Genomic DNA, 26,943 nt, shown 5'->3' on the forward strand with positions numbered 1-26,943 from the left:
CTACAGGCGCCGATCAGAAGTTCAGACCGCCTTCACGTGCTGCATCTGCCAGGGCCTTTACACGGCCATGATAGATGTAACCACCACGATCAAACACGACTTCTTTAATGCCAGCAGCAATAGCGCGTTCAGCAATCAGCTTACCAACTACAGCAGCAGCATCTTTGTTGCCGCCGTATTCTACTTTTACGTCTTTCTCAATGGTAGACGCAGAAGCAAGGGTCACACCCTTGGAATCGTCGATGATCTGAGCGTAAATCTGCTTGGATGAGCGGAAAACGGACAGTCGAGGACGACCATTCGCTACCTTTTGGATCGAACGGCGCACACGGGCGCGACGACGTTCGAAAGAATTTCCATTCGCCATGGTCCGTACCGTTACTTCTTCTTGCCTTCTTTACGAACGATGAACTCGTCCGCATAACGAATACCCTTGCCTTTGTATGGCTCAGGTGGGCGATATTCACGAATGTTCGCGGCTACCTGCCCAATCTGCTGCTTGTTAATGCCGTTGATGACAATTTCTGTCGGCTTCGGGCATTTGATTTCTACACCCTCAGGAATGTCAAACTTGACATCGTGAGAGAAACCAAGAGCAAGATTAAGAGTTTTGCCTTGAACCTGTGCACGGTAACCAACACCGGTAATCGCCAGCTGCTTTTCGAAGCCGGAGGTCACACCTGTGATGAGGTTAGCGACCATGGTGCGGGACATACCCCACATAGAACGCGCAGTCTTGGACTGGTTGCGCGGATCAAGACGGATACCATCATCCGTCATTTCGACCGAAACGAGATCGTTGACCACGAAGGAGAGTTCCCCCTTCGGGCCTTTTACGATAACATCCTGGCCGTTGATCGTTGCCGTTACCCCGCTAGGCACAGGGACTGGCTTCTTGCCAATTCGAGACATAAGATCAACCTGTCTGTTATTTTGTTAAATCGTGCAATGCCGCGTCAGAAGACGCGGCAGAGTACTTCACCACCCACATTTTTCTCACGTGCATCGTGATCTGCCATAACGCCCTGAGGAGTTGACAGAATAGATACACCCAAGCCGTTTGCAACGTGTGGGATGTTCTTGACTGAAGAGTACACGCGACGACCAGGCTTAGATACGCGCTCAATGGTGCGGATCACTGGTTCGCCATCAAAGTACTTCAGTTCAATTTCAAGTTCGGACTTGCCTGCACCGAAGTCAACAGCGGTGTAACCGCGGATGTAACCTTCAGAAATCAGAACGTCCAGGATGCGAGCGCGCAACTTAGAAGCAGGTGTGCTTACTTTAGATTTGCGACGCATCTGCGCATTACGGATGCGCGTGATCATATCCCCGACTGGATCGGAAATCGACATAGCAGTAACTCCTTACCAGCTCGACTTCACGAGACCCGGGATCTTGCCCAGGGAACCCAACTCACGAAGCGCAATACGCGACATCTTAAGCTTGCGGTAGTAACCGCGTGGGCGACCTGTGACTTCACACCGGTTGCGTACCCGTGTAGGCGCGGAATTGCGCGGCAGCTTAGCAAGCTTAAGCCGTGCATTGAAACGCTCCTCAAGGGACAAGCTCTCGTCTTTGGCCATGGCCTTCAGGGCAGCACGCTTGTCAGCAAATTTGCTAACAAGAGCTACGCGCCGCTTGTTTTTCTCGACCGCGCTTTTCTTCGCCATCGTCTGTCCTCGTTCCTTTCCCGTATACCGCTATTATTTGCGGAACGGGAAGTTGAACGCGCGCAGCAGTTCACGCGCTTCGTCATCGGTTTTCGCTGTGGTACAAACAACAATGTCCATACCCCACATCTGATCTACTTTATCGTAGTCAATCTCTGGGAAGACAATGTGTTCTTTAAGGCCCATAGCGTAGTTGCCACGTCCGTCGAAGCTCTTCGGATTCAGGCCGCGGAAGTCACGTACGCGCGGAAGCGCGATGGTGATCAAACGATCCATGAATTCGAACATCTGGTTACGACGAAGTGTAACTTTAGTACCCAGTGGCATATCTTCACGAACCTTAAAGGTCGCGATAGATTTTCTAGCACGGGTAATAACCGCCTTTTGACCAGCAATCAAGCTCAGATCTTCAGCAGCGATACGAGCTTTCTTGCTGTCACCAACAGCTTCACCAACACCCATGTTCAAAACAATCTTTTCGACCGAAGGGATCATCATTGGGTTGGTGTAGTTAAACTTCTCCTGAAGCTGGCCACGCACTACATCATTGTAGTGCGCTTTCAGCCGTGGAGTGTAAGTAGCGTCAGCCATCAATCACGTCTCCTGAACGCTTGGCAACGCGTACAGTGTTGCCTGCTTCATTAGTCGTGAAACCGACGCGGGTCGGCTTGCCATCCTTAGGATCAGCAATGGCAATATTGGAAAGCTGAATTGGAGCTTCCTTTGTGATGATGCCACCCTCGCTCTGCTGGGTCTGGCGCTGGTGACGTTTCACCATATTTACGCCACGCACGACAGCGCGGTTTTCGGATGGGATCATCTGGAGAACTTCCCCAGTCTTTCCTTTGTCACGACCGGCAATTACGACGACCTTGTCGCCCTTTTTGATCTTCGCGGGCATCAGAGCACCTCCGGCGCAAGCGAAATGATCTTCATGTGATTCTTGCCACGCAGTTCACGAGGAACTGGGCCAAAAATACGTGTTCCGATCGGTTCTTTGTTGTTGTTGATCAGCACAGCCGCGTTGCGGTCGAAGCGGATCACACTGCCGTCTGCACGACGGATGTCTTTAGCCGTGCGCACGACGACCGCTTTCATCACGTCGCCCTTTTTAACACGACCCCGCGGAATTGCTTCTTTGACGGAGACAACAATGATGTCGCCAACGCCAGCATACTTCCGTTTGGAGCCGCCGAGCACTTTGATGCACATGACACGACGCGCACCGCTGTTATCGGCAACGTCGAGGTTTGTTTGCATCTGAATCATGACTCGTCGCCTTGTTCTTTCTCAGCAATCTAAAAATTAGAAATGCTGGATGCGTTCACTAGCTCGCTGCTTCCGAAGAAACAACGGTCCATTTCTTATTCTTAGAGATTGGAGCACACTCTTCAATCTGAACTGTGTCGCCAACCTTGTAAGAATTATTTTCGTCATGTGCACGATACTTCTTCGTACGGCGCACAACTTTTTTCAGCAATGGGTGGGTAAAGCGACGCTCTACCTTAACCGTTACTGTCTTTTCGTTCGCATCGCTAACAACGACACCCTGCAAAATACGCTTTGGCATCATTAGCTCCTTATGCGTTGTCAGACACGCGCTTCTCGCGCAGTACTGTCTGGATCCGCGCGATGTCCCGGCGAACCTGACGAACACGAGCGGTGTTTTCGAGCTGACCGGTGGCTCGCTGGAAACGCAGGTTGAACTGTTCTTTTTTCAGTTCTTCCAGGTTTGCCTTGAGCTCATCAGAGGTCTTAGCTCTTACATCGGTAGCCTTCATGGCCTTTTCCTTTCGATGTCCGATTACTCGCCAATGCGCTGGACGAACCGGCACTTAATTGGGAGTTTTGCAGCGGCCAGACGCATTGCTTCACGAGCAATTTCTTCAGACACACCGTCCATTTCGAACATGATGCGACCAGGTTTAACCCGGCACGCCCAGTACTCAGGAGAACCTTTACCCTTACCCATACGGACTTCAGCCGGCTTGGAGGATACAGGAACATCCGGGAAGATTCTGATCCACACGCGACCCGCACGCTTCATGTAACGGGTCATTGCACGACGGGCAGCCTCAATCTGACGAGCGGTGATACGCTCTGGCTCCATGGCCTTAAGGCCGTAGGCGCCGAAATTGAGGTCCGTACCACCCTTGGCGTTGCCATGGATGCGGCCCTTGTGCTGCTTGCGGAACTTAGTACGCTTTGGTTGCAGCATAGCTTTTCTCTCGCTTAACTAGTTTAGCCGTTGGAGGCGCAGCTTATGCTGCGCGCTCACGACGACCGCCACCTTGGCGTTCGCTCTTGCCACCACCTTCGGTCGCACGACGTTCGGAAGCCATTGGATCATGCTCAAGGATTTCGCCCTTGAAGATCCAGACTTTCACGCCGCAAGCACCGTAAGCGGTGTGTGCAGTCGCGGTACCATAGTCGATGTCTGCACGAAGAGTGTGCAGTGGCACGCGACCTTCACGGTACCATTCGATACGTGCGATTTCCGCACCGCCCAGACGACCACCGCAGTTAATACGGATGCCCTGAGCGCCAAGACGCATTGCAGACTGAACTGCACGCTTCATGGCACGACGGAACGCTACACGACGCTCGAGCTGCTGAGCGATAGATGCTGCAACAAGCGCTGCATCTGTTTCCGGCTTGCGCACTTCAACGATGTTGAGGTGTACTTCGGAGTTAGTCATCGCGGACAGCTTCTTACGAAGACGCTCGATGTCTGCACCTTTTTTACCGATAACAACACCTGGACGACCAGAGTGGATAGTTACGCGGCACTTTTTGTGCGGACGTTCGATGACAACCTTAGAAACAGCAGCCTGCTTCAGTTCTTTGAGCAGGTATTCGCGAATGCGGAAATCTTCATGAAGAAGATCGCCATATTCGTTCTTGCTCGCGAACCAGCGGGAATCCCAGGTCCGGTTGATGCCAAGACGAAGGCCGATTGGATTAATCTTCTGACCCATCAGGCTGCCTCCTCAACTTCACGAACCACGATGGTCAGGTTGGAGAACGGCTTCAGAATCCGTCCAACACGACCACGGGCACGTGGCTGGAAACGCTTCATTACAAGCGCCTTGCCAACGAATGCCTCGGCGACGACAAGGTTGTCGACGTCGAGATCATGGTTGTTTTCAGCGTTTGCAATAGCAGACATCAGGCATTTCTTGACATCGCCAGAGATACGCTTGCGTGAGAAGGTCAGGTCAGCAAGAGCAGTACCAACCTTCTTACCGCGGATCGATGCAGCAACGAGATTGAGTTTCTGTGGAGAAACGCGCAGCATACGAGCTACTGCTTTAGCCTCATTGTCGGCGAGCGTCCGCTCATGCTTCTGCTTGCCCATCTTTATTTCCTCTTCGCCTTTTTGTCAGCGCCATGACCGTAGTAGGTGCGGCTTGGAGCGAATTCGCCCAGCTTGTGACCTACCATGTCTTCGCTGATCAAAACAGGAATGTGCTTTTGACCGTTGTAGACGCCAAAAGTCAACCCCACAAAGTGCGGAAGAATGGTGGAGCGGCGGCTCCAGGTCTTGATGACCTCGTTACGGCCGGACTCGCGAACCTTTTCCGCTTTCTTCAGGAGGTAACCGTCAATGAACGGCCCTTTCCAGATCGAACGTGCCACGATCCGTTCCCCTTACTTCTTCCGCGCATGACGTGAGCGTACGATAAACTTATCGCTAGCTTTATTACGTCGTGTGCGCTTACCTTTGGTCGGTTTACCCCAAGGAGTAACCGGATGACGTCCACCGGAAGTACGACCTTCACCACCACCGTGCGGGTGGTCGATCGGGTTCATAGCAACACCGCGAACGTGTGGGCGACGGCCCAGCCAACGAGAACGACCTGCTTTACCCAGGTTGATGTTAGCGTGATCCTGGTTTGATACTGCACCAACTGTGGCCATGCAGGTGCCGAGTACACGGCGCTGCTCACCAGACAGAAGACGGATTACAGTGTAACCAGCGTCACGACCAACGATCTGAGCGTAAGCACCAGCGGAGCGAGCGATCTGCGCGCCTTTACCTGGCTTCATCTCGATGTTGTGAATGATCGTACCGACTGGGATAGAAGCCAGTGGCATAGCGTTGCCCGGCTTGATGTCCACAGCTTCACCAGCAATGATCTTGTCGCCAGCAGCAAGACGCTGTGGAGCCAGGATGTATGCCTGCTCACCATCATCATAAGTGATGAGAGCGATGAAAGCGGTACGGTTTGGATCGTATTCCAGACGCTCAACAGTACCGACAACGTCGAATTTACGACGCTTGAAGTCGATCAGGCGGTAGGTACGCTTGTGACCACCACCAATGTTGTTTGCAGTCTTACGACCGTAGTTGTTACGACCACCGGACTTGGACAGACCTTCAGTCAATTTCTTGACTGGCTTGCCTTTCCAAAGATCAGAACGGTCTACCTGGACCAGCTGACGACGGCCAGGAGATGTCGGATTAAATGTCTTAAGTGCCATTTTGTCCTACCCCTTAAAGACCGGTCGTCACGTCGATGGACTGACCATCTTCCAGAGTGACCACAGCTTTTTTGAAGTCGTTCTGCTTGCCGACAACACCTTTGAAGCGCTTGGTTTTACCCTTGCGAACCAGTGTGTTGACTGCTTTGACTTTAACGCCAAACAGAGATTCAACAGCTGCTTTGATTTCCGGTTTAGTTGCGGTGAGAGCAACTTTGAAAACAACCTTGTTCTCTTCAGAAGCAAAAGTAGCTTTCTCAGTGATCACCGGAGATACGATTTTGTCGTAGTGAACGAGCTTGCTCATTAGAAGCGCTCCTCCAAAGCTGCAACTGCCGCTTTGGTCAGGACAAGCGTATCACGACGAAGAATGTCGTAAACGTTGATACCCTGAACTGGCAGTACATCTACGAGTGGAATGTTGCGGGTAGCCAAACCGAAGTTTGCATCTACTTCTGCACCGTCCACGAACAACGCACTGGTCAAACCGAGAGAACCGAGCTGTTCTTTCAGAGCCTTGGTTTTGGCTTCTGCTGCTTTCGCATCTTCAACAATATAGAGATTGCCGGAAGCTGCTTTTGCAGACAGGGCATGTTTCAGACCCAGAGCACGAACCTTCTTAGGAAGATCGTGAGCGTGTTCACGCACAACTGGACCAAATGCCTTACCACCACCACGGAACTGAGGAGCTTTACGGTTACCGTGACGTGCGCCGCCAGAGCCTTTCTGGCGTACGAATTTTTTGGTGGTACCGTTTACCTCTGAGCGACCCAGAGATTTATGAGTACCAGCCTGGCGCTTTGCAAGCTGCCAGCGAACAACGCGCTGGATCAGGTCAATACGTGGCTCGAGACCGAAGATCTCGTCAGACACTGTGATCGAACCCGCAGCTTTGCCGCCGAGGGTTTTAACCTCGAGTTCCATCACTCACCTTCCTTCCCAGCTTCAGCCGCTGCAACAGCAGAGTTCTGACGGAATGCACCTGGTACAGGAGCGTTCTCTGGCAGAGACTTCTTAATTGCATCACGAACCAGGATCCAACCGCCTTTAGAACCAGGAACGGAACCTTCAACCATGATCAGACCACGTTCTACGTCAGTACGTACAACTTTCAGGTTCTGAGTGGTGACGCGTTCTGCACCAAGGTGACCGGCCATTTTCTTGCCTTTGAACACCTTACCTGGATCCTGACACTGACCGGTAGAACCGTGCGCACGGTGTGAAATAGACACACCATGAGAAGCGCGACCACCACCGAAGTTGTGACGCTTCATCGCACCAGCAAAGCCCTTACCGATAGAGGTGCCGGTTACATCCACAAACTGACCGTTAAGGAAGTGGTCAGCAGTAAGCTCAGCACCAACTTCGATCATGTTTTCTTCAGAAACACGGAACTCAGCGAGTTTGCGCTTAGGCTCAACCTTTGCAACTGCAAAGTGGCCACGCATTGCGCGGTTCGTGTTCTTAACTTTTGCTGCACCTACGCCCAACTGAAGCGCAGTGTAGCCGTTCTTTTCTGCCGTCCGGTGAGCAACAACCTGACAGTTGTCTAGACGCAGTACTGTAACGGGCACGTGTTCACCTGCCTCGTTATAGATACGGGTCATACCCACCTTCTGTGCGATCACTCCAGAACGCATTACTGTGTCCCCTTGCCGCACTTAGAGCTTGATCTCGACGTCAACGCCAGCAGCCAGGTCGAGCTTCATCAAAGCATCTACTGTCTGTGGTGTTGGATCGACGATGTCGAGAAGGCGCTTATGAGTGCGCATTTCGAACTGATCGCGGCTCTTTTTATCAACATGCGGTCCGCGAAGTACGGTGTACTTCTCAATCCGCGTCGGCAACGGAACTGGCCCACGCACTTGCGCGCCGGTCCGTTTCGCCGTGTTCACGATTTCCTTAGTGGAAGCGTCAAGAACACGGTGATCAAACGCCTTCAGGCGGATCCGAATATTCTGACCGTTCATGACTAATCCTTAACTGAGTAAGGCGACTGCGGTTCAACATAAAGTCGAACCGCAGCCCAAACTCAATTCTTATTCGATGATTTCAGCTACAACGCCAGCGCCGACGGTACGACCGCCTTCGCGGATAGCGAAGCGCAGACCATCTTCCATAGCGATTGGCACGATAAGTTCAACTGAAACAGCAACGTTATCACCAGGCATCACCATTTCTGTGCCTTCTGGCAGAGAAACAACACCAGTCACGTCAGTTGTACGGAAGTAGAACTGTGGACGGTAGTTGGTGAAGAATGGGGTGTGACGACCACCTTCTTCTTTGGTGAGGATGTATGCCTCAGCTTTGAACTTGGTGTGAGGAGTAACGGAACCTGGCTTACACAGAACCTGGCCACGCTCAACTTCTTCACGACCAACACCACGGATCAGTGCACCGATGTTGTCGCCAGCTTCACCCTGATCGAGCAGCTTGCGGAACATTTCAACACCAGTAACAGTGGTTTTAGCTGTTTCTTTGATGCCGACGATCTCAACTTCATCACCAACGTGGATGATACCGCGCTCAACGCGACCGGTAACAACGGTACCACGACCGGAGATGGAGAACACGTCTTCGATTGGCATAAGGAATGCCTGATCGCGTGGACGGTCTGGAGTTGGGATGTACTCGTCTACTGCAGCCATCAGTTCAGCGATTTTCTCGGAACCAATGTTTGCATCGCGATCTTCCAGAGCTGCCAGAGCAGAACCAGCGATGATTGGAATATCGTCGCCTGGGAATTCGTAGGAAGACAGAAGTTCACGAACTTCCATTTCTACGAGCTCGAGAAGCTCTTCATCGTCAACCTGGTCAACTTTGTTCATGAAGACAACCAGTGCAGGAACGCCAACCTGGCGTGCAAGCAGGATGTGCTCACGAGTCTGTGGCATTGGGCCATCAGCAGCGTTAACAACGAGGATCGCGCCGTCCATCTGCGCAGCACCGGTGATCATGTTTTTCACATAGTCAGCGTGGCCTGGGCAGTCAACGTGTGCGTAGTGACGAGCGTCGGTTTCGTACTCAACGTGCGCTGTGGAAATGGTGATACCACGTGCGCGCTCTTCAGGAGCACCATCGATTTCGTCATATGCTTTGAAGTCACCAAACTGTTTGGTGATCGCAGCGGTCAGAGTAGTTTTGCCGTGGTCAACGTGGCCAATTGTGCCGATGTTGACGTGCGGCTTATTACGCTCAAATTTTTCTTTTGCCATCGGATCTCTCCGTTCTCTCTTGAATCCCTTTGACTAATTGTGGTGAGGTTAGGCGTATTTCGCCATAACCTCGTCAGCAACAGCCTGCGGGACTTGGTCGTAATGATCGAACACCATGGAATACTGCGCACGTCCTTGGGACATGGAACGTAGGTTGTTTACGTAGCCAAACATGTTAGCCAGCGGAACCATAGCAGTGATAACGGTCACGACACCGCGGTTTTCGGTACCAGCAATCTGTCCACGACGGGAATTCAGATCACCAATCACGTCACCCATATAGTCTTCTGGAGTGACAACCTCAACCTTCATGATAGGCTCGAGAAGCTTTGGACCTGCTTTAGCCACAGCTTCGCGGAAACCTGCACGACCTGCGATCTCAAACGCGAGCACAGAAGAGTCAACATCGTGGTAAGCACCATCGGTGAGTACCGCTTTAATGTCGACCATCGGGAAGCCAGCGAGTGGACCGGAAGACATGACGGATTCGATACCTTTGGAAACACCAGGGATGTATTCCTTAGGAACGTTACCGCCAACGATCGTGTTATCAAACGCAAAACCAGCACCGATTTCATTCGGCTCGATTGAGAGTTTGATGCGAGCAAACTGACCAGTACCACCGGACTGCTTCTTGTGGGTATAATCCACATCTGCAGGCTTGGTGATGGTCTCACGGTAAGCAACCTGAGGTGCACCGATGTTTGCTTCAACCTTGAATTCACGCTTCATGCGATCAACAAGGATATCCAGGTGAAGTTCACCCATACCAGCAATGATGGTCTGGCCGGATTCTTCATCTGTCTTAACGCGGAAGGACGGATCCTCAGCAGCCAGGCGGTTCAGGGCGATACCCATCTTCTCCTGGTCACCCTTGGTTTTAGGCTCTACAGCGATCTCGATAACCGGATCAGGGAACTCCATGCGCTCCAGGATAACCGGCTTGAGAGGATCACAAAGAGTATCACCAGTGGTGGTGTCCTTCAGGCCTGCGATAGCAACGATGTCGCCTGCGTAAGCTACATCAATGTCATCGCGGGAATTTGAGTGCATCTGCATCATACGACCGACGCGCTCACGCTTACCTTTAACGGTATTCATGACAGAAGAACCTTTTGTCAGAACACCAGAGTAAATACGAGCGAAGGTCAGGGAACCAACGAACGGGTCGTTCATTACCTTAAATGCGAGCATACCGAGTGGCTCTTCGTCAGAAGATTCACGTACGGTTTCTTCTTCAGTCTTAGCGTCGATGCCTTTAATAGCAGGAACTTCAACTGGAGAAGGCAGGTAGTCAACAACTGCGTCGAGCAGAGGCTGAACACCTTTGTTCTTAAATGCGGTACCGCAAAGCACAGGAACGAATTCACCGGCGATGGTACCTTTACGGATCAGCTCCTGAAGCTTTTCAAAGGATGGCTCTTCGCCTTCCAGGTAAGCTTCCATTGCTTCTTCGTCGACTTCAACTGCAGTCTCAACCAACTTGTCGCGGTATTCAGCAGCCTGGTCAGCAAGGTCAGCAGGAATGTCCAGCTCATCCCAGCTTGCGCCGAGAGCTTCACCATTCCAAACCAGTGCTTTCATCTTCAGCAGATCGATAACACCCTGGAACTCGGACTCAGCGCCGATTGGCAGCTGCAGGCAGAGCGGGGTCGCGCCAAGACGCTTCTCGATCATTTCTACACAGCGGAAGAAATCAGCACCGAGCTTGTCCATCTTGTTGACGAAGATCATGCGTGGAACGTTGTACTTGTCAGCCTGACGCCATACGGTCTCAGTCTGAGGTTCAACACCAGCATTCGCATCCAGAAGAGCAACAGCGCCATCAAGCACACGCAGGGAACGCTCAACTTCAATGGTGAAGTCAACGTGGCCTGGGGTGTCAATGATGTTCAGGCGCTTGTCGTTCCAGAACGCAGTGGTAGCAGCAGAGGTAATGGTAATACCACGCTCCTGCTCCTGCTCCATCCAGTCCATGGTAGCAGCACCATCATGAACTTCACCGATTTTGTGGGACTTACCTGTGTAGTACAGAATACGTTCTGTAGTAGTCGTCTTACCAGCATCAATGTGTGCCATGATGCCGAAGTTACGGTAGTCCTCAATTTTGTGCGAACGTGACATAGCGTCAGCCTCTATCTAGACAGATTACCAACGGTAGTGCGAGAACGCACGGTTAGCTTCAGCCATCCGGTGGGTGTCTTCGCGCTTCTTAACGGAGTTACCACGGTTGTTAGCTGCATCAAGCAGTTCGCCGGAAAGACGACCAACCATTGTGGTTTCGTTACGACCGCGAGCTGCAGAAATCAGCCAGCGGATAGCAAGTGCCTGACGACGTTCTGCGCGAACTTCGACTGGAACCTGATAGGTTGCACCACCAACACGACGGGAGCGAACTTCTACCTGCGGCATAACGTTTTCGAGCGCCTGATGGAACATCTCGAGTGGGTTAGCCTTAGCTTTAGCTTCGATCGCGTCGAATGCACCGTATACGATGCGTTCTGCGGTGGATTTTTTACCATCGAGCATTACTGCGTTCATGAACTTAGTAACGATGATGTCTCCGAACTTTGGATCCGGAATAACTTGGCGCTTTTCAGCGGCGTGACGGCGGGACATATCGGTCTATATCCTATTATTTCGGACGCTTAGCGCCATACTTGGAACGACGCTGTTTACGATCTTTAACACCCTGGGTGTCAAGAACGCCGCGGATGATGTGGTAACGAACACCTGGCAAATCCTTTACACGACCACCACGGATCATGACAACGGAGTGCTCTTGCAGGTTGTGACCTTCACCCGGAATGTAACCAATAACTTCGAAACCGTTGGTGAGACGGATCTTAGCCACTTTACGAAGCGCTGAGTTTGGCTTCTTAGGAGTGGTGGTATAAACGCGAGTACACACGCCGCGCTTCTGCGGGCATGCTTCCATCGCTGGAACTTTGTTCCGCTTCGCCGGCACCTGGCGCGGCTTGCGGATCAACTGGTTGATCGTTGGCATAATTTGCCCTTTAACTACTTTTGCTCTTCGACCGGACGCAGTTTCTGGTAGACATACGCACGCGCACCAAGTCCACGAACAAAACATCCGCGGAGGGCGCTGCGAAACCAGAGGACCACGGACAGGTCCGCGGTCTTGCATTCGACTTGTATTCGCCTTTGAACCCGACAGCGTTTAAGCTTCAGTACTCCGAGGCGAGGCGCCTCAGGAGAAGGACATTGCTTACTGCCTGCCATAAGGTTGCGCGGAAACTACTCATCAAGACACTGTTCGTCAAGTCCCTTCCAAGAGATTCTTGGCCGAAGACTCTCAGATTCATGCGGTGTATCCCAAGATTCAGGCAATTTCAGCTATTTCCTCGCAAAAGACCCCAAAATTTGGAAGCGCTTAAGTGTTCATTTCAGTTTGACTCTGAAGATTAAAAGGAAGTTAAGCACATTCCTACTCTGACTCATCGTCACCTGCCCAAGCCATTTGATTCTTATGGCTTTAACCGGATTTCAATTAGCCACTTAAGTGCAAATACTGCACCGGCAACGCACCACCCTGCCCCTCTCCCCCAAACACAAAAAAGGAGAGGTCGCCCTCTCCTTTTCAAAAATCCAAAATCGGATCGATCACATCACTTAAAAGCGCAGGCCCGACACACCTTAGAAGGTGATGACGGAGACGTTGCCCGCCAGCGCATCTTTGTAAGGCTGCACGAAGAACTCTTCCTCCGGAACCTCAGTGATATATCCGAGCTGATCCAGAGCTGCATCCGCATAACCCTGTTCACCCAGCGCTTCCACTGCACGGCGAACGGCACCATCATCATCCGGCGCAGTCACCATGACGTGGAATGGAACACCATCTTCTTCTTCGCCGTCTTCCTCTTTCCAGGCACGACCCATGATCAGGTAGACAACTGGAGGAGTGTCTTCGCCGTTTTCGATTTCGTTCAGATCAGACATCTTATTTCCTTCATCGCGGATCGGCATACTCATCTAAATCACCAATCACGCATCAAAATGGAAAAGCCGCCCCGAAGGGCGGCTTCACCGGAATTGTATTTTACCGAACCATTAGAACTGTTCGCCGCGGCTGAAATCTTCCAGCATGGAGTCCGCAGTGTTTGCAGTTGAAGCTGCACGGCGAGCATCCTGAATGAGATCATCACGCAGGGTCGCGATCTTGCGAGTGCGGTTCATCGCTCCGCCTGTACCCGCAGGGATCAGACGACCAACGATCACGTTCTCTTTCAGACCATCCAGAGGATCGATCTTACCGAAGACAGCTGCCTCAGTCAGAACGCGAGTTGTCTCCTGGAACGATGCAGCAGAGAAGAACGAACGAGTCTGCAAGCTTGCTTTGGTGATACCCAGCAGAACTGGAACACCCTTAGCAGGGTCACGTGCATTATCGATTGCACGCTGGTTTGCTTCTTCGAAGTCGATCTTATCAACCTGCTCACCAGAGAAGAACTCTGTCTCGCCCGGATCGGTGATCTCTACTTTCTGGAGCATCTGACGAACAATCACTTCGATGTGCTTGTCGTTAATGCCCACGCCCTGCAGACGGTAAACTTCCTGGATCTCGTTGACGAGGAAGGCAGCCAGTGCCTCAACGCCCTTAATCGCCAGAATGTCATGCGGTGCCGGATTACCGTCGATCAGGTATTCACCCTTCTCGATGGTGTCACCTTCCTGCAGGTGGAAGTGTTTGTTCTTCGGAATGAGGTACTCAACAGGCTCCAGGCTCTCATCGGTAGGATCGATGATGATACGGCGCTTGTTTTTGTAGTCTCGGCCAAAGCGGATCGTACCGTCAGTCTCAGCGATAATCGCGTGATCCTTCGGACGACGTGCTTCGAACAGTTCCGCAACACGTGGCAGACCACCGGTAATGTCTTTCGTCTTCGCAGATTCCAGAAGAATACGTGCAAGAACGTCACCAGCAGAAACCATGTCGCCCGGCTGAACGGACAGAATTGCGTCAACGGAGAGCAGAGAACGTGCATCGCCACCGCGAGCCAGTTTCTTGATCTTACCGTTTTCGTCCTGAACAACCATCGCAGGTTTCAGATCAGCACTACGCTGAGCAGAACGCCAGTCAATGACCACACGCTTGGTGATACCGGTCGCCTCATCGGCGGTTTCCTGAACAGATGCACCATCAACCAGATCTTCGAAGCCTACACGACCGGAAACTTCGGTCAGGATCGGACGGGTGTATGGATCCCATTCGGAAATACGGTCACCACGCTTGATGGTGTCGCCTTCGTCAACGAAGACCTTACCACCGTAAGTCAGACGGTGAGAAGAACGCTCGTTGCCGTCACTGTCGACAATCACAACAGACATGTTACGTGCCATGACGATGTTGTTGCCGTCAGAGTCGCGAACCACGTTGCGGTTACGGATTGTCACAGTACCTTCGAAGTTGGATTCGATGAAGGAGCTGTCAACAACCTGTGCCGTACCACCAATGTGGAACGTACGCATGGTCAGCTGAGTACCAGGCTCACCAATGGACTGCGCAGCGATAACACCAACAGCCTCACCGATGTTCACCGGAGTACCACGTGCAAGGTCACGGCCATAACAGGTCGCACATACACCGGTCTTGGTTTCACAGGTCAGCACGGAGCGGATCTTGACCATCTGAACCTTGGCAGCTTCAATCTGCTCAACGTCCTTCTCGTCAATCAAACGTCCCTTAGGAACGATCACTTCACCGGTCTTGTTGTTGACCACGTCTTCTGCAGCCGTACGGCCCAGAACACGCATACCAAGGGTCGCGATCACGTTACCAGCATCAACGATTGGCTGAACGGTGATGCCACCTTCGGAACCACAGTCAACTTCAAGAATGATGCTGTCCTGCGCCACGTCAACAAGACGACGGGTCAGGTAACCGGAGTTCGCAGTCTTCAACGCCGTATCGGCAAGACCCTTACGGGCACCGTGGGTGGAGTTGAAGTACTCGAGAACCGACAGACCTTCTTTAAAGTTCGCGATAATCGGGTTTTCGATGATGGAGCCGTCCGGCTTCGCCATCAGACCACGCATACCACCGAGCTGCTTCATCTGTGCTGGAGAACCACGAGCACCGGAGTGAGCCATCATGTAAACAGAGTTCATCTGCTTCTGACGACCTGTGTCCTCTTCGAACTCGGTCGCAGAGATGCGGCCCATCATTTCATCAGCAACTTTGTCAGTACATTTCGCCCAAGCGTCAACAACCTTGTTGTATTTCTCGCCCTGGGTGATCAGACCGTCATTGTACTGCTGCTCGTATTCAGCAACCATTGCTGCGGTGTCATCAACCAGCTTCGCCTTGGTGCCAGGGATAACCATGTCATCCTTACCGAAGGAGATACCAGCGCGACATGCGTTCTTGAAGCCCAGCTGCATAACGCGGTCACAGAAGATGACTGTCTCTTTCTGACCACAAGCACGGTAAACCGTGTCGATCATCTTAGAGATTTCTTTCTTCGTCATCAGCTTGTTACAGACGTCGAACGGAACTTCGAAGTGCTTAGGCAGCAGCTCTGCAATCATCAGACGACCTGGAGTGGTCTCATAGATTTCAGAGGTTGGGTTGCCCAGCTCATCAACAGTCTTGAAGCGGCCACGGATCTTGGAGTGAACAGTGATAACACCGTTCTCAAGCGCGTGATGCAGCTCACCCATGTTACCGAAGGCCATGCCTTCTCCTGGCTCACCTTCTGCCATGATGGACAGATAGTAGAGACCAAGAACAATATCCTGAGACGGCACGATGATCGGACCACCGTTCGCCGGGTGCAGAATGTTGTTGGTAGACATCATGAGGGTACGGGCTTCAAGCTGCGCTTCCAGAGAAAGCGGAACGTGAACAGCCATCTGGTCACCGTCGAAGTCAGCGTTAAACGCGGAACAGACGAGCGGGTGCAGCTGGATTGCCTTACCTTCAATCAGGGTTGGTTCGAATGCCTGAATACCAAGACGGTGAAGCGTAGGCGCACGGTTCAGAAGAACTGGGTGCTCACGGATCACTTCATCAAGGATATCCCAAACTTCCGGACGCTCTTTTTCAACGAGCTTCTTCGCCTGTTTAACAGTGGAAGAATAGCCCTTCGCGTCAAGACGGGAGTAGATGAACGGCTTGAACAGCTCAAGCGCCATCTTCTTAGGCAGACCACACTGGTGCAGCTTCAGTTCAGGACCCACGGTAATAACGGAACGACCGGAGTAGTCCACACGCTTACCAAGAAGGTTCTGACGGAAACGACCCTGCTTACCCTTCAGCATGTCTGAGAGGGACTTCAGAGGACGCTTGTTTGCACCCTGGATCACACGGCCACGACGACCGTTATCGAACAGCGCATCCACGGACTCCTGAAGCATACGCTTTTCGTTACGGATAATGATATCCGGCGCACGCAGTTCAATGAGACGCTTCAGACGGTTGTTACGGTTGATCACACGACGATAAAGATCGTTCAGATCAGACGTCGCAAAACGGCCACCGTCCAGTGGAACCAGCGGACGAAGATCCGGTGGAATGACTGGAACAACAGTCAGGATCATCCATTCAGGACGGTTTCCGGACTCGATGAACGCCTCAACAACCTTCAGACGCTTCGCCAGTTTCTTAGGCTTCAGCTCAGTGGTTGCTTCTGCGATTTCCTGACGGATCTTTTCAGATTCACGCTGCAGATCCATGCTTGCAAGGATCTCGCGGATCGCTTCAGCACCGATCATAGCAGTGAAGCTGTCTTCACCGTATTCGTCCTGAGCAGCAACATACTCTTCTTCAGAAAGCAGCTGACGCAGCTTCAAAGGAGTAAGGCCTGGCTCAATAACAACGTAGTTCTCGAAGTACAGGATGCGCTCAAGATCCTTAAGCGTCATATCCAGAAGCATGCCGATACGAGATGGCAGCGACTTCAGGAACCAGATATGCGCAACAGGAGCAGCAAGCTCAATGTGGCCCATACGTTCACGGCGTACACGGGACAAGGTGACTTCAACGCCACACTTCTCACAGATAACGCCTTTATATTTCATGCGCTTATACTTACCGCACAAGCACTCATAGTCCTTGATAGGACCGAAAATCCGAGCACAGAACAGCCCGTCGCGCTCTGGCTTGAAAGTTCTGTAGTTGATCGTCTCCGGCTTTTTGATCTCACCGAACGACCAGGACAGAATTTTCTCCGGGCTGGCGATCGAGATGCGGATATGATCGAAGGTCTGTGCGGGAGCCTGTTGATTGAACAGGTTCATGACCTCTTGCGACATCAGCTCTCTCCTAAAATGCGCGGTTTGGGGAGCGTGCTAGTTAGCAGGCTCCCCTCTTCCGGCATGAATACATGACTTACAGCGAAATACCTTGAAAGGTCTTATTCCGCGGCATCGATTGCTTCAGCGTCATCATTGGTCGAATGACGCGGTTCCTTATCCTGCAACTCGACATTGAGGCCCAGTGAACGCATTTCCTTGACGAGAACGTTGAAGCTCTCTGGAATGCCCGCCTCGAATGTGTCGTCACCCCGGACGATTGCTTCGTAAACCTTGGTACGACCAGCCACGTCATCAGACTTAACTGTGAGCATTTCCTGCAAGGTGTACGCTGCGCCATAAGCTTCAAGCGCCCACACTTCCATCTCACCGAAGCGCTGACCACCGAACTGTGCCTTACCACCCAGCGGCTGCTGAGTAACAAGAGAGTAAGGTCCGATAGAACGCGCGTGGATCTTGTCGTCAACCAGGTGGTGAAGCTTGAGCATGTAGATGTAACCAACAGTGACCTGACGGTCGAACTGCTCACCGGTACGTCCGTCAAACAGAGTTGACTGACCGGATGGCTTCATCTCAGCGATGTTCAGCATGTCAACAACGTCTGGCTCACGTGCACCATCGAAGACCGGAGTCGCGATGGAAACGCCATGACGCAGCTGCTCACCAAGTTTCGCAATGCCTTCGTCGTCGTATTCTTTAACCGGCTCACCCTTCAGGTTATCGCCGTAGATTTCGACAACTTTGCCGCGGAGCTGTTCGATCTCGCCAGACTTACGATATTCATCGTAAAGCTCGCCGATCTTCTGGCCCATGCCGGCACAAGCCCAGCCAAGGTGCGTTTCAAGAATCTGACCAACGTTCATGCGGGACGGCACGCCCAGTGGGTTCAGAACAATGTCCACGTGCTGACCATCCTCAAGGAATGGCATGTCTTCACATGGGTTGATCTTGGAGACCACACCTTTGTTACCGTGACGACCAGCCATCTTATCGCCTGGCTGAATCTTACGCTTAACCGCAACGAAGACCTTAACCATCTTCATTACGCCAGGTGGCAACTCATCACCACGCTGCAGCTTCTCAACCTTGTCGATGAAGCGCTGCTCAAGACGCTTACGGCTCTCGTCATAAGAACCACGAAGCGCTTCCAGCTCACTCATCAGCTGCTCGTCTTCGACAGCAAACTGCCACCACTGAGAACGTGGGAACTCGTTCAGAACGTTTCCGTCGATCTCAACACCCTTGCGGAAGTTCTTCGGACCACCAACAGCCACATGACCCATGATCATCTCAGCCAGACGGCCATAGACGTTACGGTCAAGAATTGCCTGTTCGTCGTCACGGTCTTTCGCAAGACGTTCAATCTCTTCGCGCTCGATAGCCATTGCGCGTTCGTCTTTTTCAACGCCGTGGCGGTTGAATACACGAACTTCAACAACAGTACCGACAACACCTGGAGACAGACGCAGGGATGTGTCACGAACGTCAGAAGCTTTCTCACCGAAGATCGCACGCAGAAGTTTTTCTTCTGGTGTCATTGGGCTTTCGCCCTTTGGAGTGATCTTACCAACGAGAATGTCGCCTGGTTTCACCTCAGCACCAACATACACGATGCCAGCTTCGTCGAGGTTCTTCAGCGCTTCTTCAGAAACGTTAGGAATATCGCGAGTGATTTCTTCAGGGCCAAGCTTCGTATCACGCGCCATCACTTCGAATTCTTCGAGGTGGATAGAGGTGAATACGTCATCGCGAACGATGCGCTCGGACAGAAGGATGGAATCCTCGAAGTTGTAGCCGTTCCAAGGCATGAACGCGACCATAACGTTACGGCCAAGTGCCAGATCACCCAGATCAGTCGAAGGACCGTCTGCAATGATATCGCCCTTGCGAACCCGGTCACCCACGTTCACCAGCGGACGCTGGTTGATACAGGTGTCCTGGTTGGAACGCTGGAACTTCATCAGGCGGTAGATGTCTACGCCAGACTTGGAAGGATCCAGATCTTCCGTTGCACGAATAACGATACGTGTTGCGTCAACTTGGTCAACCACACCGCCGCGACGTGCGCCGATAGCAGCACCAGAGTCACGAGCAACGATTGGTTCCATACCGGTACCAACAAATGGAGCCTGCGCACGAACGAGCGGCACAGCCTGACGCATCATGTTGGAACCCATCAGTGCGCGGTTCGCATCATCGTTCTCAAGGAACGGAATGAGCGACGCAGCAACGGAAACCAGCTGCTTCGGAGACACATCCATCAGATCAACGCGGTCAGAGGTGACCAAGATGTTTTCACCTGCGTGACGACACTGGACCAGGTCGTTCACGAAGCTACCATCTTCGTTCATCTCAGCGTTTGCCTGAGAAACGTAGTACTTGCTCTCTTCCATAGCGGAGAGATAGACAACGTCCTTGGTCACTTTACCGTCAATCACGCGGCGGTATGGGCTCTCAATGAAGCCATACTTGTTCACACGCGCGAAAGTCGCCAGTGAGTTGATCAGACCAATGTTCGGACCTTCTGGTGTCTCAATCGGACAGATACGACCGTAGTGAGTTGGGTGAACGTCGCGAACCTCAAAGCCTGCGCGCTCACGGGTCAAACCACCTGGGCCAAGCGCTGAGAGACGACGCTTATGCGTGACTTCAGAGAGTGGGTTGGTCTGGTCCATGAACTGGGACAGCTGGGAAGAACCGAAGAACTCGCGCACAGCAGCCGCAGCAGGTTTTGCGTTGATCAGATCCTGAGGCATCACAGTGTCGATCTCAACAGAGCTCATACGCTCCTTGATCGCACGTTCCATGCGCAGCAGGCCAACACGGTACTGGTTTTCCATCAGTTCGCCAACAGAACGAACACGACGGTTGCCAAGGTTGTCGATGTCATCGATTTCGCCGCGACCATCACGCAGATCAAGCAGCAGTCCGATAACAGACAGGATGTCTTCCTTACGCAGAACACGAACAGTGTCTTCACACTCAAGGTCAAGACGCATGTTCATCTTCACGCGACCAACAGCGGACAGGTCGTAGCGCTCAGCATCGAAGAACAGAGACTGGAACATAGCCTCAGCTGTTTCGAGGGTTGGCGGCTCACCAGGACGCATCACGCGGTAGATGTCAAACAGAGCACCTTCGCGGCTGTCGTTCTTGTCGGCTGCAAGTGTGTTGCGGATGTAAGGACCAACGTTAACGTAGTCGATATCCAGAACAGGAAGATCGTGGTAGCCACGCTCGATCAGCTCGTGGAGCAGCTTTTCAGTCAGCTCTTCACCAGCTTCAGCGTAGATCTCACCGGTACCCATGTCGACAATGTCTTCAGCAAGGTACTGGCCGTACAGATCCTCATCAGTGCCCTTAAGAGCCTTAACGCCCTTTTCAGTCAGCTGACGGATTGTACGAGCGGTAATTTTCTTACCGGCTTCTACAACCACTTCACCGGAAGCAGCATCAACCATGTCGTTGACGGCTTTGGTGCCCTTCAGACGAGCGCCGTCAAACGGAACAGACCAGCTGTTCTCGCCGGAGCGAACGTAATCGATACGCTTGTAGAAGGTGTTCAGGATGTCTTCGCTATCCAGACCAAGCGCCATCAGCAGGGATGTCACTGGGATCTTACGACGGCGGTCGATACGTGCGTGAACAATGTCCTTCGCATCGAATTCGATGTCGAGCCAGGAACCACGGTAAGGAATCACACGTGCGGCAAACAGCAATTTACCGGAAGAGTGGGTCTTACCTTTGTCATGGTCGAAGAATACACCCGGGGAACGGTGCATCTGAGACACGATAACGCGCTCTGTACCATTGATCACAAAGGTACCGTTATCGGTCATGAACGGAATATCGCCCATGTAGACATCTTGTTCTTTGATGTCTTTAACCGATTTTGCGCCAGTATCTTCATCCACATCAAACACGATAAGGCGAAGCGTCAGCTTCAGTGGCGCAGCGTAAGTCATATCACGCTGGCGGCACTCTTCCACATCATACTTTGGTGCTTCAAATTCGTAATCTACGAATTCAAGAAGGGAATTGCCTGCAAAATCCGAAATGGGGAATACGGACTTAAATACGGCCTCTAGGCCTTCGTCAACGCGGCTATCTTCTACCTTATCAACTTGCAAGAATTGGTCATAAGACGCCTTCTGCACTTCGATAAGATTTGGCATAGCCGCTACATCGCGGATGGATCCGAAGTATTTACGGACCCGCTTGCGACCGTTGAACGTCTGCGTCATTGTCGCTCCTCGTATCACTCAAGGTGACGGTTCAGAAAAACGACGCCCTGCACACGGCAGAAAACGTAGCTTCTCAGAACCGTCCACTAAAGGCACCTTGCGGCACCCTCCCCCGTCGGGACGTTTACCCCGGCCGGGAAACCCGCCAGGGTACGGAAAAGGTCCCGGATCGCTCCGGGACCAATATCTGAAGAACTCAGGATTACTTGAGTTCTACTTTTGCACCAGCTTCTTCGAGCTTCTTTTTCAGCTCTTCAGCTTCGTCTTTTGCTACGCCTTCTTTAACTGGCTTTGGAGCGCCTTCTACGAGCTCTTTAGCTTCTTTCAGGCCAAGACCGGTGATCGCACGTACTTCTTTAATTACGTTGATCTTCTTCGCGCCCGCGTCAGCCAGGACAACGTCGAATTCAGTCTTTTCTTCAGCAGCAGCAGCTTCGCCGCCAGCAACAGCAGCAACAGCTACAGGAGCAGCAGCGGAAACGCCCCACTCTTCTTCGAGCATTTTGGACAGCTCAGCAGCTTCCATAACGGTCAGTGCAGAGAGTTCTTCTACGATCTTTGCGAGATCAGCCATTTTTCATTACCTTGTTGTTCGAACCGTTTTCGGTTTTGACAAAAATTGTGTGGTTCCGCCTTACGCGGCTTGGTCCTTCTCGGCGTACGCATTGAAGACGCGAGCAAGCTGCCCGGCCGGTGCGCTTGTAACCTGAGCGATACGGGAAGCTGGGGTCTGGATCATTCCAACCAGCTTGCCACGAAGCTCGTCCAGAGACGGCATCGTTGCCAGTGCGTTAACACCAGCAGTGTCCAGGTTAGTTGAACCAAGAGCACCACCAAGGATTACGAAGTCTTCGTTAGCCTTAGCGAAGTTAGCAGCAGCCTTAGGCGCAGCAACTGGATCATCGGAATAAACGATGACAGTTGGGCCTTTGAACAGGTCGCTGATGTGCTCAAGTTCAGTGCCTTGAAGGGCAAGCTTGACAAGACGGTTTTTAGCAACCTTTACGGTGCCGCCAGCTTCACGAGCATCAGCACGCAGCTGAGTCATCTGAGAAACTGAAAGGCCCGCATAGTGCGCAACGACAGCAACACCAGTGTTAGACAACACTTCGTTGAAATCGCTGACGAACTTTTGCTTATCCGCTCTTTCCACTTGCCTTCTCCAGTTGGCAGCAATTCTCATTGCCGCCGGTTTGCCTTTGCCGCATCAAAATTGGGTTAAACCCAACCTCGACAACGACGATTAGGGTCCTGTCCCCTTACGCGCCGGAGAGACGCAGCAAGGCAATTTGGTTCGAACCGCAAGGTTGAAGTGCAAGTGTGCATATCAACCAAATCAGTTCTTCTCCATCTATGCAGGCCTTTCTTAGCGAAAACTTAAACCAACGAATGTTGGCACCTGCAGTCTCGGACAGGGATGCCGAAGGACCATAACAGTCTTTCAGCGGTAAAACCTCCCACATAAAAGCGGGAGGTAACTCTTATAGGCGAGGTGTTTACTCGGTAATGGAGCCGAGTTCAACCTTTACGCCTGGTCCCATCGTGGATGAAAGTGCTACGCGCTTAACGTAGGTACCTTTCGCGCCAGATGGCTTAGCTTTGATGACTGCATCAACGAGAGCTTTTACGTTCTCTTCGAGCTTGGAAGCTTCAAAGGAAGCTTTGCCAACGCCAGCGTGGATGATACCAGCTTTTTCAACGCGGAACTGTACAGAACCACCTTTAGCGTCTTTAACAGCCTTGGTCACGTCTGGGGTCACAGTGCCAACCTTAGGGTTTGGCATCATGCCGCGTGGGCCAAGAACCTTACCAAGACGACCAACCAGTGGCATCATGTCAGGTGTTGCGATCACGGTGTCGAAGTTGATGGTACCACCCTGAACTTCTTTAACCAGCTCTTCTGCACCAACGATGTCAGCGCCAGCAGCTTTAGCTTCGTCAGCTTTCGCATCACGAGCAAATACTGCAACGCGTACGGTTTTACCGGTACCGTTTGGCAGAACACATGCACCACGAACCATCTGGTCAGCGTGACGTGGGTCAACACCAAGGTTGATTGCAACTTCAACAGTCTCGTCAAACTTCGCAGTGGAGTTGGACTTGATCAGCTCGAGAGCTTCGCTAACTGCGTACTCTTTGTTGCGATCTACACCTTCGCGAGCAGCTTTAATGCGCTTACCTACTTTAGCCATGATCTATTACTCCGTAACTTCCACACCCATGGAACGGGCGGAGCCTTCGATCATCAGCATTGCTGCTTCGACGTCGTTAGCGTTGAGGTCTTTCATCTTAGCTTCAGCGATCTCACGAACCTGAGCTTTAGTGATGGACGCAACAGTACCGCGACCAGGTGTCTGAGAGCCAGACTTGATCTTAGCAGCTTTCTTGATGAAGAAAGAAGCTGGAGCAGTCTTGATCTCAAATGTGAAAGACTTATCGGAATAATAAGTGATGGTGGTTGGGCAAGGAGCACCCTTCTCAACATCCTGGGTCTTAGCGTTAAACGCCTTACAGAATTCCATGATGTTCAGACCGCGCTGACCCAGCGCAGGACCAATTGGTGGGGATGGTGTAGCAGAACCTGCTGGCACCTGAAGCTTTAGATAGCCTTCAATCTTTTTCGCCATAATTCTCTCCAGAATGGATCTGTGAAGTCACCAAAGGCGCTTCACTGGATAAGAGAGCGGGCGGTCTGGCTTCCGGCACACTGACGAAAGTGCACCTCACCTGCCGCCCCAACCCGGACTTAACCGACTTTGTCGACCTGTCCGTATTCAAGCTCAACCGGGGTAGCCCGGCCGAAGATGGACACAGTCACTTTCAGACGTGCCCGTTCCTCATCGACTTCCTCGACGAGACCAGAGAAGGAAGCAAACGGGCCATCGCTGACGCGAACCTGCTCACCCACTTCAAAGCTGACAGAAGGTTTCGGAGTTTCGACACCTTCCTGAACCTGATTAAGAATACGCTGCGCCTCAGCCTCAGAAATCGGCATTGGCTTCTTGTCGTTACCAAGGAAGCCGGAAACTTTCGGCGTATCGTTGATCAGGTGATAAGCATCGTCGCTCATTTCCATCTTCACCAGAACGTAGCCTGGAAAGAACTTGCGCTCGGAATCAACCTTGCGACCGCGACGTACTTCTACGAATTTCTCGGTCGGAACCAGAACTTCGTCAAATGAATCTTCAAGACCCTGCTGCTGAGCTCTTTCTTTAATCGCTTCAGCAACTTTACGCTCGAAATTCGAATAAGCGTGAACAATATACCAGCGCTTAGCCATCTTAAATCCTGTTCCTACTAGAATTGCCTGAAATGCTATTAAAAGCCAAGCACTAGACTGATACCCCAGCTCATCAACTGGTCAGCAGCAAGAAAGAACATCGCCGCCAGGAAAACCATGATGAAAACCATCAGCGTGGTCACACCAGTTTCCTTACGCGTCGGCCAAGTTACCTTCGCAGTTTCCGAACGAACTTGCTGGATAAATGTAAAAGGATTGGTTTTTGCCATCCGGTCCCGGCCCATTACACGACAGGTGGGCGCGTAGATTCTTCCACGCGCCCTATCCCTGAAAAACTCTTCATATGCCACCAACTTCGATTAATCAAGATTTTTCTCGATAAGAAGAGATGGCAGGGGCAGCAGGGCTCGAACCCGCGACCTACGGTTTTGGAGACCGTCGCTCTACCAACTGAGCTATACCCCTACAATGTCCCGTTCGGGACAAAAACCTTTTTCCTACCAACAAAGCATTTCGCCGGAAGGAACCGTGCCGCAATACACACCGCGGCACGATATGTAAAGACTTAAAAAGTCTTTATTCGATGATTTCAGCTACCACACCAGCGCCGACGGTACGGCCGCCTTCACGGATAGCGAAGCGCAGACCATCTTCCATAGCGATCGGCACGATAAGTTCAACTGAAACAGCAACGTTATCACCAGGCATCACCATTTCTGTGCCTTCTGGCAGAGAAACAACACCAGTCACGTCAGTTGTACGGAAGTAGAACTGTGGACGGTAGTTGGTGAAGAATGGGGTGTGACGACCACCTTCTTCTTTGGTGAGGATGTATGCCTCAGCTTTGAACTTGGTGTGAGGAGTAACGGAACCTGGCTTACACAGAACCTGGCCACGCTCAACTTCTTCACGACCAACACCACGGATCAGTGCACCGATGTTGTCGCCAGCTTCACCCTGATCGAGCAGCTTGCGGAACATTTCAACACCAGTAACAGTGGTTTTAGCTGTTTCTTTGATGCCGACGATCTCAACTTCATCACCAACGTGGATGATACCGCGCTCAACGCGACCGGTAACAACGGTACCACGACCGGAGATGGAGAACACGTCTTCGATTGGCATAAGGAATGCCTGATCGCGTGGACGGTCTGGAGTTGGGATGTACTCGTCTACTGCAGCCATCAGTTCAGCGATTTTCTCGGAACCAATGTTTGCATCGCGATCTTCCAGAGCTGCCAGAGCAGAACCAGCGATGATTGGAATATCGTCGCCTGGGAATTCGTAGGAAGACAGAAGTTCACGAACTTCCATTTCTACGAGCTCGAGAAGCTCTTCATCGTCAACCTGGTCAACTTTGTTCATGAAGACAACCAGTGCAGGAACGCCAACCTGGCGTGCAAGCAGGATGTGCTCACGAGTCTGTGGCATTGGGCCATCAGCAGCGTTAACAACGAGGATCGCGCCGTCCATCTGCGCAGCACCGGTGATCATGTTTTTCACATAGTCAGCGTGGCCCGGGCAGTCAACGTGTGCGTAGTGACGAGCGTCGGTTTCGTACTCAACGTGCGCTGTGGAAATGGTGATACCACGTGCGCGCTCTTCAGGAGCACCGTCGATTTCGTCATATGCTTTAAAGTCACCAAACTGTTTGGTGATAGCAGCAGTCAGCGTAGTCTTGCCGTGATCAACGTGGCCGATTGTGCCGATGTTGACGTGCGGCTTATTACGTTCAAATTTTTCCTTCGCCATGGGCGTAGCTCTCTATTTAATCGTAGTTCCGTCGATCAAGGCTCGGAGCCATCCAAATG

General features: G+C 52.0%; 32 protein-coding genes and 1 tRNA gene. All 33 read right to left on the bottom strand.

Annotated elements, in window-relative coordinates:
• Positions 1–13 precede the first annotated feature (13 nt).
• The 33 genes from rplR to tuf (PSE_RS19015) all read right to left on the bottom strand — a co-directional run bounded on the left by rplR (position 14) and on the right by tuf (PSE_RS19015) (position 26,884).
• Entirely contained in the window at positions 14–367 is a 354-nt protein-coding gene (gene rplR / locus PSE_RS18855; RefSeq protein WP_008547748.1) for a 50S ribosomal protein L18, read from the bottom strand.
• An 11-nt stretch (positions 368–378) separates the two neighbouring features.
• Positions 379–912, bottom strand: coding sequence for a 50S ribosomal protein L6 (rplF, locus tag PSE_RS18860; protein WP_008547719.1), 534 nt, complete (start codon positions 910–912; stop codon positions 379–381).
• A 44-nt stretch (positions 913–956) separates the two neighbouring features.
• Positions 957–1,355 (bottom strand): 30S ribosomal protein S8, encoded by a 399-nt coding sequence (rpsH, locus tag PSE_RS18865; protein ID WP_008548012.1) that lies wholly within the window; start codon positions 1,353–1,355, stop codon positions 957–959.
• Between the two features lie 12 nt (positions 1,356–1,367).
• A complete protein-coding gene (rpsN, locus tag PSE_RS18870; RefSeq protein ID WP_008547545.1) occupies positions 1,368–1,673 on the bottom strand; it encodes a 30S ribosomal protein S14 in 306 nt (101 codons plus the stop codon).
• A gap of 33 nt (positions 1,674–1,706) precedes the next feature.
• Positions 1,707–2,264: a 50S ribosomal protein L5 gene (rplE, locus tag PSE_RS18875; RefSeq protein ID WP_008547749.1), complete on the bottom strand. Its 558-nt coding sequence runs from the start codon at positions 2,262–2,264 to the stop codon at positions 1,707–1,709.
• Positions 2,257–2,574 (bottom strand): 50S ribosomal protein L24, encoded by a 318-nt coding sequence (gene rplX, locus PSE_RS18880; protein WP_008547821.1) that lies wholly within the window; start codon positions 2,572–2,574, stop codon positions 2,257–2,259. The genes rplE and rplX overlap by 8 nt, the downstream gene beginning before the upstream one ends.
• On the bottom strand, positions 2,574–2,942 hold the full coding sequence (rplN, locus tag PSE_RS18885; RefSeq protein WP_008547447.1) for a 50S ribosomal protein L14: 369 nt from the start codon (positions 2,940–2,942) through the stop codon (positions 2,574–2,576). Before rplN ends, rplX begins: the two co-directional genes overlap by 1 nt.
• 58 nt (positions 2,943–3,000) lie before the next feature.
• Positions 3,001–3,243 carry a 30S ribosomal protein S17 gene (gene rpsQ, locus PSE_RS18890; protein ID WP_037036314.1) on the bottom strand — a complete coding sequence of 81 codons (243 nt, stop codon included), beginning with the start codon at positions 3,241–3,243 and terminating at the stop codon, positions 3,001–3,003.
• 10 nt (positions 3,244–3,253) lie between these two features.
• Positions 3,254–3,454 carry a 50S ribosomal protein L29 gene (rpmC, locus tag PSE_RS18895; protein WP_008547599.1) on the bottom strand — a complete coding sequence of 67 codons (201 nt, stop codon included), beginning with the start codon at positions 3,452–3,454 and terminating at the stop codon, positions 3,254–3,256.
• 23 nt (positions 3,455–3,477) lie between these two features.
• Complete coding sequence (gene rplP, locus PSE_RS18900; RefSeq protein ID WP_008547866.1) at positions 3,478–3,891, bottom strand: 50S ribosomal protein L16; 414 nt, start codon at positions 3,889–3,891, stop codon at positions 3,478–3,480.
• 43 nt (positions 3,892–3,934) lie between these two features.
• Complete coding sequence (gene rpsC / locus PSE_RS18905) at positions 3,935–4,651, bottom strand: 30S ribosomal protein S3 (RefSeq protein ID WP_008548029.1); 717 nt, start codon at positions 4,649–4,651, stop codon at positions 3,935–3,937.
• Positions 4,651–5,031, bottom strand: a complete 381-nt coding sequence (gene rplV, locus PSE_RS18910; RefSeq protein ID WP_008547759.1) for a 50S ribosomal protein L22 — start codon at positions 5,029–5,031, stop codon at positions 4,651–4,653. The genes rpsC and rplV overlap by 1 nt, the downstream gene beginning before the upstream one ends.
• Before the next feature lie 2 nt (positions 5,032–5,033).
• On the bottom strand, positions 5,034–5,312 hold the full coding sequence (gene rpsS / locus PSE_RS18915) for a 30S ribosomal protein S19 (RefSeq protein WP_008547370.1): 279 nt from the start codon (positions 5,310–5,312) through the stop codon (positions 5,034–5,036).
• A 12-nt stretch (positions 5,313–5,324) separates the two neighbouring features.
• On the bottom strand, positions 5,325–6,158 hold the full coding sequence (gene rplB / locus PSE_RS18920) for a 50S ribosomal protein L2 (RefSeq protein WP_008547462.1): 834 nt from the start codon (positions 6,156–6,158) through the stop codon (positions 5,325–5,327).
• A gap of 13 nt (positions 6,159–6,171) precedes the next feature.
• Entirely contained in the window at positions 6,172–6,465 is a 294-nt protein-coding gene (locus PSE_RS18925; RefSeq protein WP_008547868.1) for a 50S ribosomal protein L23, read from the bottom strand.
• Positions 6,465–7,082 carry a 50S ribosomal protein L4 gene (gene rplD, locus PSE_RS18930; RefSeq protein ID WP_008547526.1) on the bottom strand — a complete coding sequence of 206 codons (618 nt, stop codon included), beginning with the start codon at positions 7,080–7,082 and terminating at the stop codon, positions 6,465–6,467. The genes PSE_RS18925 and rplD overlap by 1 nt, the downstream gene beginning before the upstream one ends.
• Positions 7,082–7,798 (bottom strand): 50S ribosomal protein L3, encoded by a 717-nt coding sequence (gene rplC / locus PSE_RS18935; protein ID WP_014286298.1) that lies wholly within the window; start codon positions 7,796–7,798, stop codon positions 7,082–7,084. The genes rplD and rplC overlap by 1 nt, the downstream gene beginning before the upstream one ends.
• 21 nt (positions 7,799–7,819) lie before the next feature.
• Positions 7,820–8,128, bottom strand: coding sequence for a 30S ribosomal protein S10 (gene rpsJ / locus PSE_RS18940; protein ID WP_008547405.1), 309 nt, complete (start codon positions 8,126–8,128; stop codon positions 7,820–7,822).
• Between the two features lie 69 nt (positions 8,129–8,197).
• Positions 8,198–9,373, bottom strand: a complete 1,176-nt coding sequence (tuf, locus tag PSE_RS18945) for an elongation factor Tu (RefSeq protein ID WP_008547473.1) — start codon at positions 9,371–9,373, stop codon at positions 8,198–8,200.
• A gap of 48 nt (positions 9,374–9,421) precedes the next feature.
• Positions 9,422–11,497 (bottom strand): elongation factor G, encoded by a 2,076-nt coding sequence (fusA, locus tag PSE_RS18950; RefSeq protein ID WP_014286299.1) that lies wholly within the window; start codon positions 11,495–11,497, stop codon positions 9,422–9,424.
• 24 nt (positions 11,498–11,521) lie between these two features.
• Positions 11,522–11,992 carry a 30S ribosomal protein S7 gene (gene rpsG, locus PSE_RS18955; RefSeq protein WP_008547975.1) on the bottom strand — a complete coding sequence of 157 codons (471 nt, stop codon included), beginning with the start codon at positions 11,990–11,992 and terminating at the stop codon, positions 11,522–11,524.
• A 16-nt stretch (positions 11,993–12,008) separates the two neighbouring features.
• A complete protein-coding gene (rpsL, locus tag PSE_RS18960) occupies positions 12,009–12,380 on the bottom strand; it encodes a 30S ribosomal protein S12 (protein WP_008548005.1) in 372 nt (123 codons plus the stop codon).
• Between the two features lie 650 nt (positions 12,381–13,030).
• On the bottom strand, positions 13,031–13,366 hold the full coding sequence (locus tag PSE_RS18965) for a regulator (protein WP_244421324.1): 336 nt from the start codon (positions 13,364–13,366) through the stop codon (positions 13,031–13,033).
• A 78-nt stretch (positions 13,367–13,444) separates the two neighbouring features.
• Positions 13,445–17,647, bottom strand: coding sequence for a DNA-directed RNA polymerase subunit beta' (gene rpoC, locus PSE_RS18970; protein WP_014286301.1), 4,203 nt, complete (start codon positions 17,645–17,647; stop codon positions 13,445–13,447).
• 101 nt (positions 17,648–17,748) lie between these two features.
• A complete protein-coding gene (gene rpoB / locus PSE_RS18975) occupies positions 17,749–21,891 on the bottom strand; it encodes a DNA-directed RNA polymerase subunit beta (RefSeq protein ID WP_041768677.1) in 4,143 nt (1,380 codons plus the stop codon).
• Between the two features lie 202 nt (positions 21,892–22,093).
• On the bottom strand, positions 22,094–22,465 hold the full coding sequence (rplL, locus tag PSE_RS18980) for a 50S ribosomal protein L7/L12 (RefSeq protein WP_008547926.1): 372 nt from the start codon (positions 22,463–22,465) through the stop codon (positions 22,094–22,096).
• Positions 22,466–22,525: 60 nt separating this feature from the next.
• Entirely contained in the window at positions 22,526–23,044 is a 519-nt protein-coding gene (rplJ, locus tag PSE_RS18985; RefSeq protein ID WP_014286303.1) for a 50S ribosomal protein L10, read from the bottom strand.
• Positions 23,045–23,387: 343 nt separating this feature from the next.
• Positions 23,388–24,083: a 50S ribosomal protein L1 gene (rplA, locus tag PSE_RS18990; protein WP_008547898.1), complete on the bottom strand. Its 696-nt coding sequence runs from the start codon at positions 24,081–24,083 to the stop codon at positions 23,388–23,390.
• A gap of 6 nt (positions 24,084–24,089) precedes the next feature.
• Positions 24,090–24,518 (bottom strand): 50S ribosomal protein L11, encoded by a 429-nt coding sequence (gene rplK, locus PSE_RS18995; RefSeq protein WP_008547769.1) that lies wholly within the window; start codon positions 24,516–24,518, stop codon positions 24,090–24,092.
• A gap of 119 nt (positions 24,519–24,637) precedes the next feature.
• The gene (nusG, locus tag PSE_RS19000) at positions 24,638–25,171 is read right to left on the bottom strand and encodes a transcription termination/antitermination protein NusG (RefSeq protein ID WP_008548007.1); all 534 of its coding nucleotides are present in this window, start codon (positions 25,169–25,171) and stop codon (positions 24,638–24,640) included.
• Between the two features lie 38 nt (positions 25,172–25,209).
• Complete coding sequence (secE, locus tag PSE_RS19005; protein WP_008547777.1) at positions 25,210–25,401, bottom strand: preprotein translocase subunit SecE; 192 nt, start codon at positions 25,399–25,401, stop codon at positions 25,210–25,212.
• A gap of 120 nt (positions 25,402–25,521) precedes the next feature.
• Positions 25,522–25,597, bottom strand: a tRNA-Trp gene (locus PSE_RS19010).
• Positions 25,598–25,708: 111 nt separating this feature from the next.
• Entirely contained in the window at positions 25,709–26,884 is a 1,176-nt protein-coding gene (gene tuf, locus PSE_RS19015) for an elongation factor Tu (RefSeq protein ID WP_008547473.1), read from the bottom strand.
• Positions 26,885–26,943 lie beyond the last annotated feature (59 nt).

The sequence above is a fragment of the Pseudovibrio sp. FO-BEG1 genome (assembly GCF_000236645.1).
In the GTDB taxonomy this organism is placed as follows: domain Bacteria; phylum Pseudomonadota; class Alphaproteobacteria; order Rhizobiales; family Stappiaceae; genus Pseudovibrio.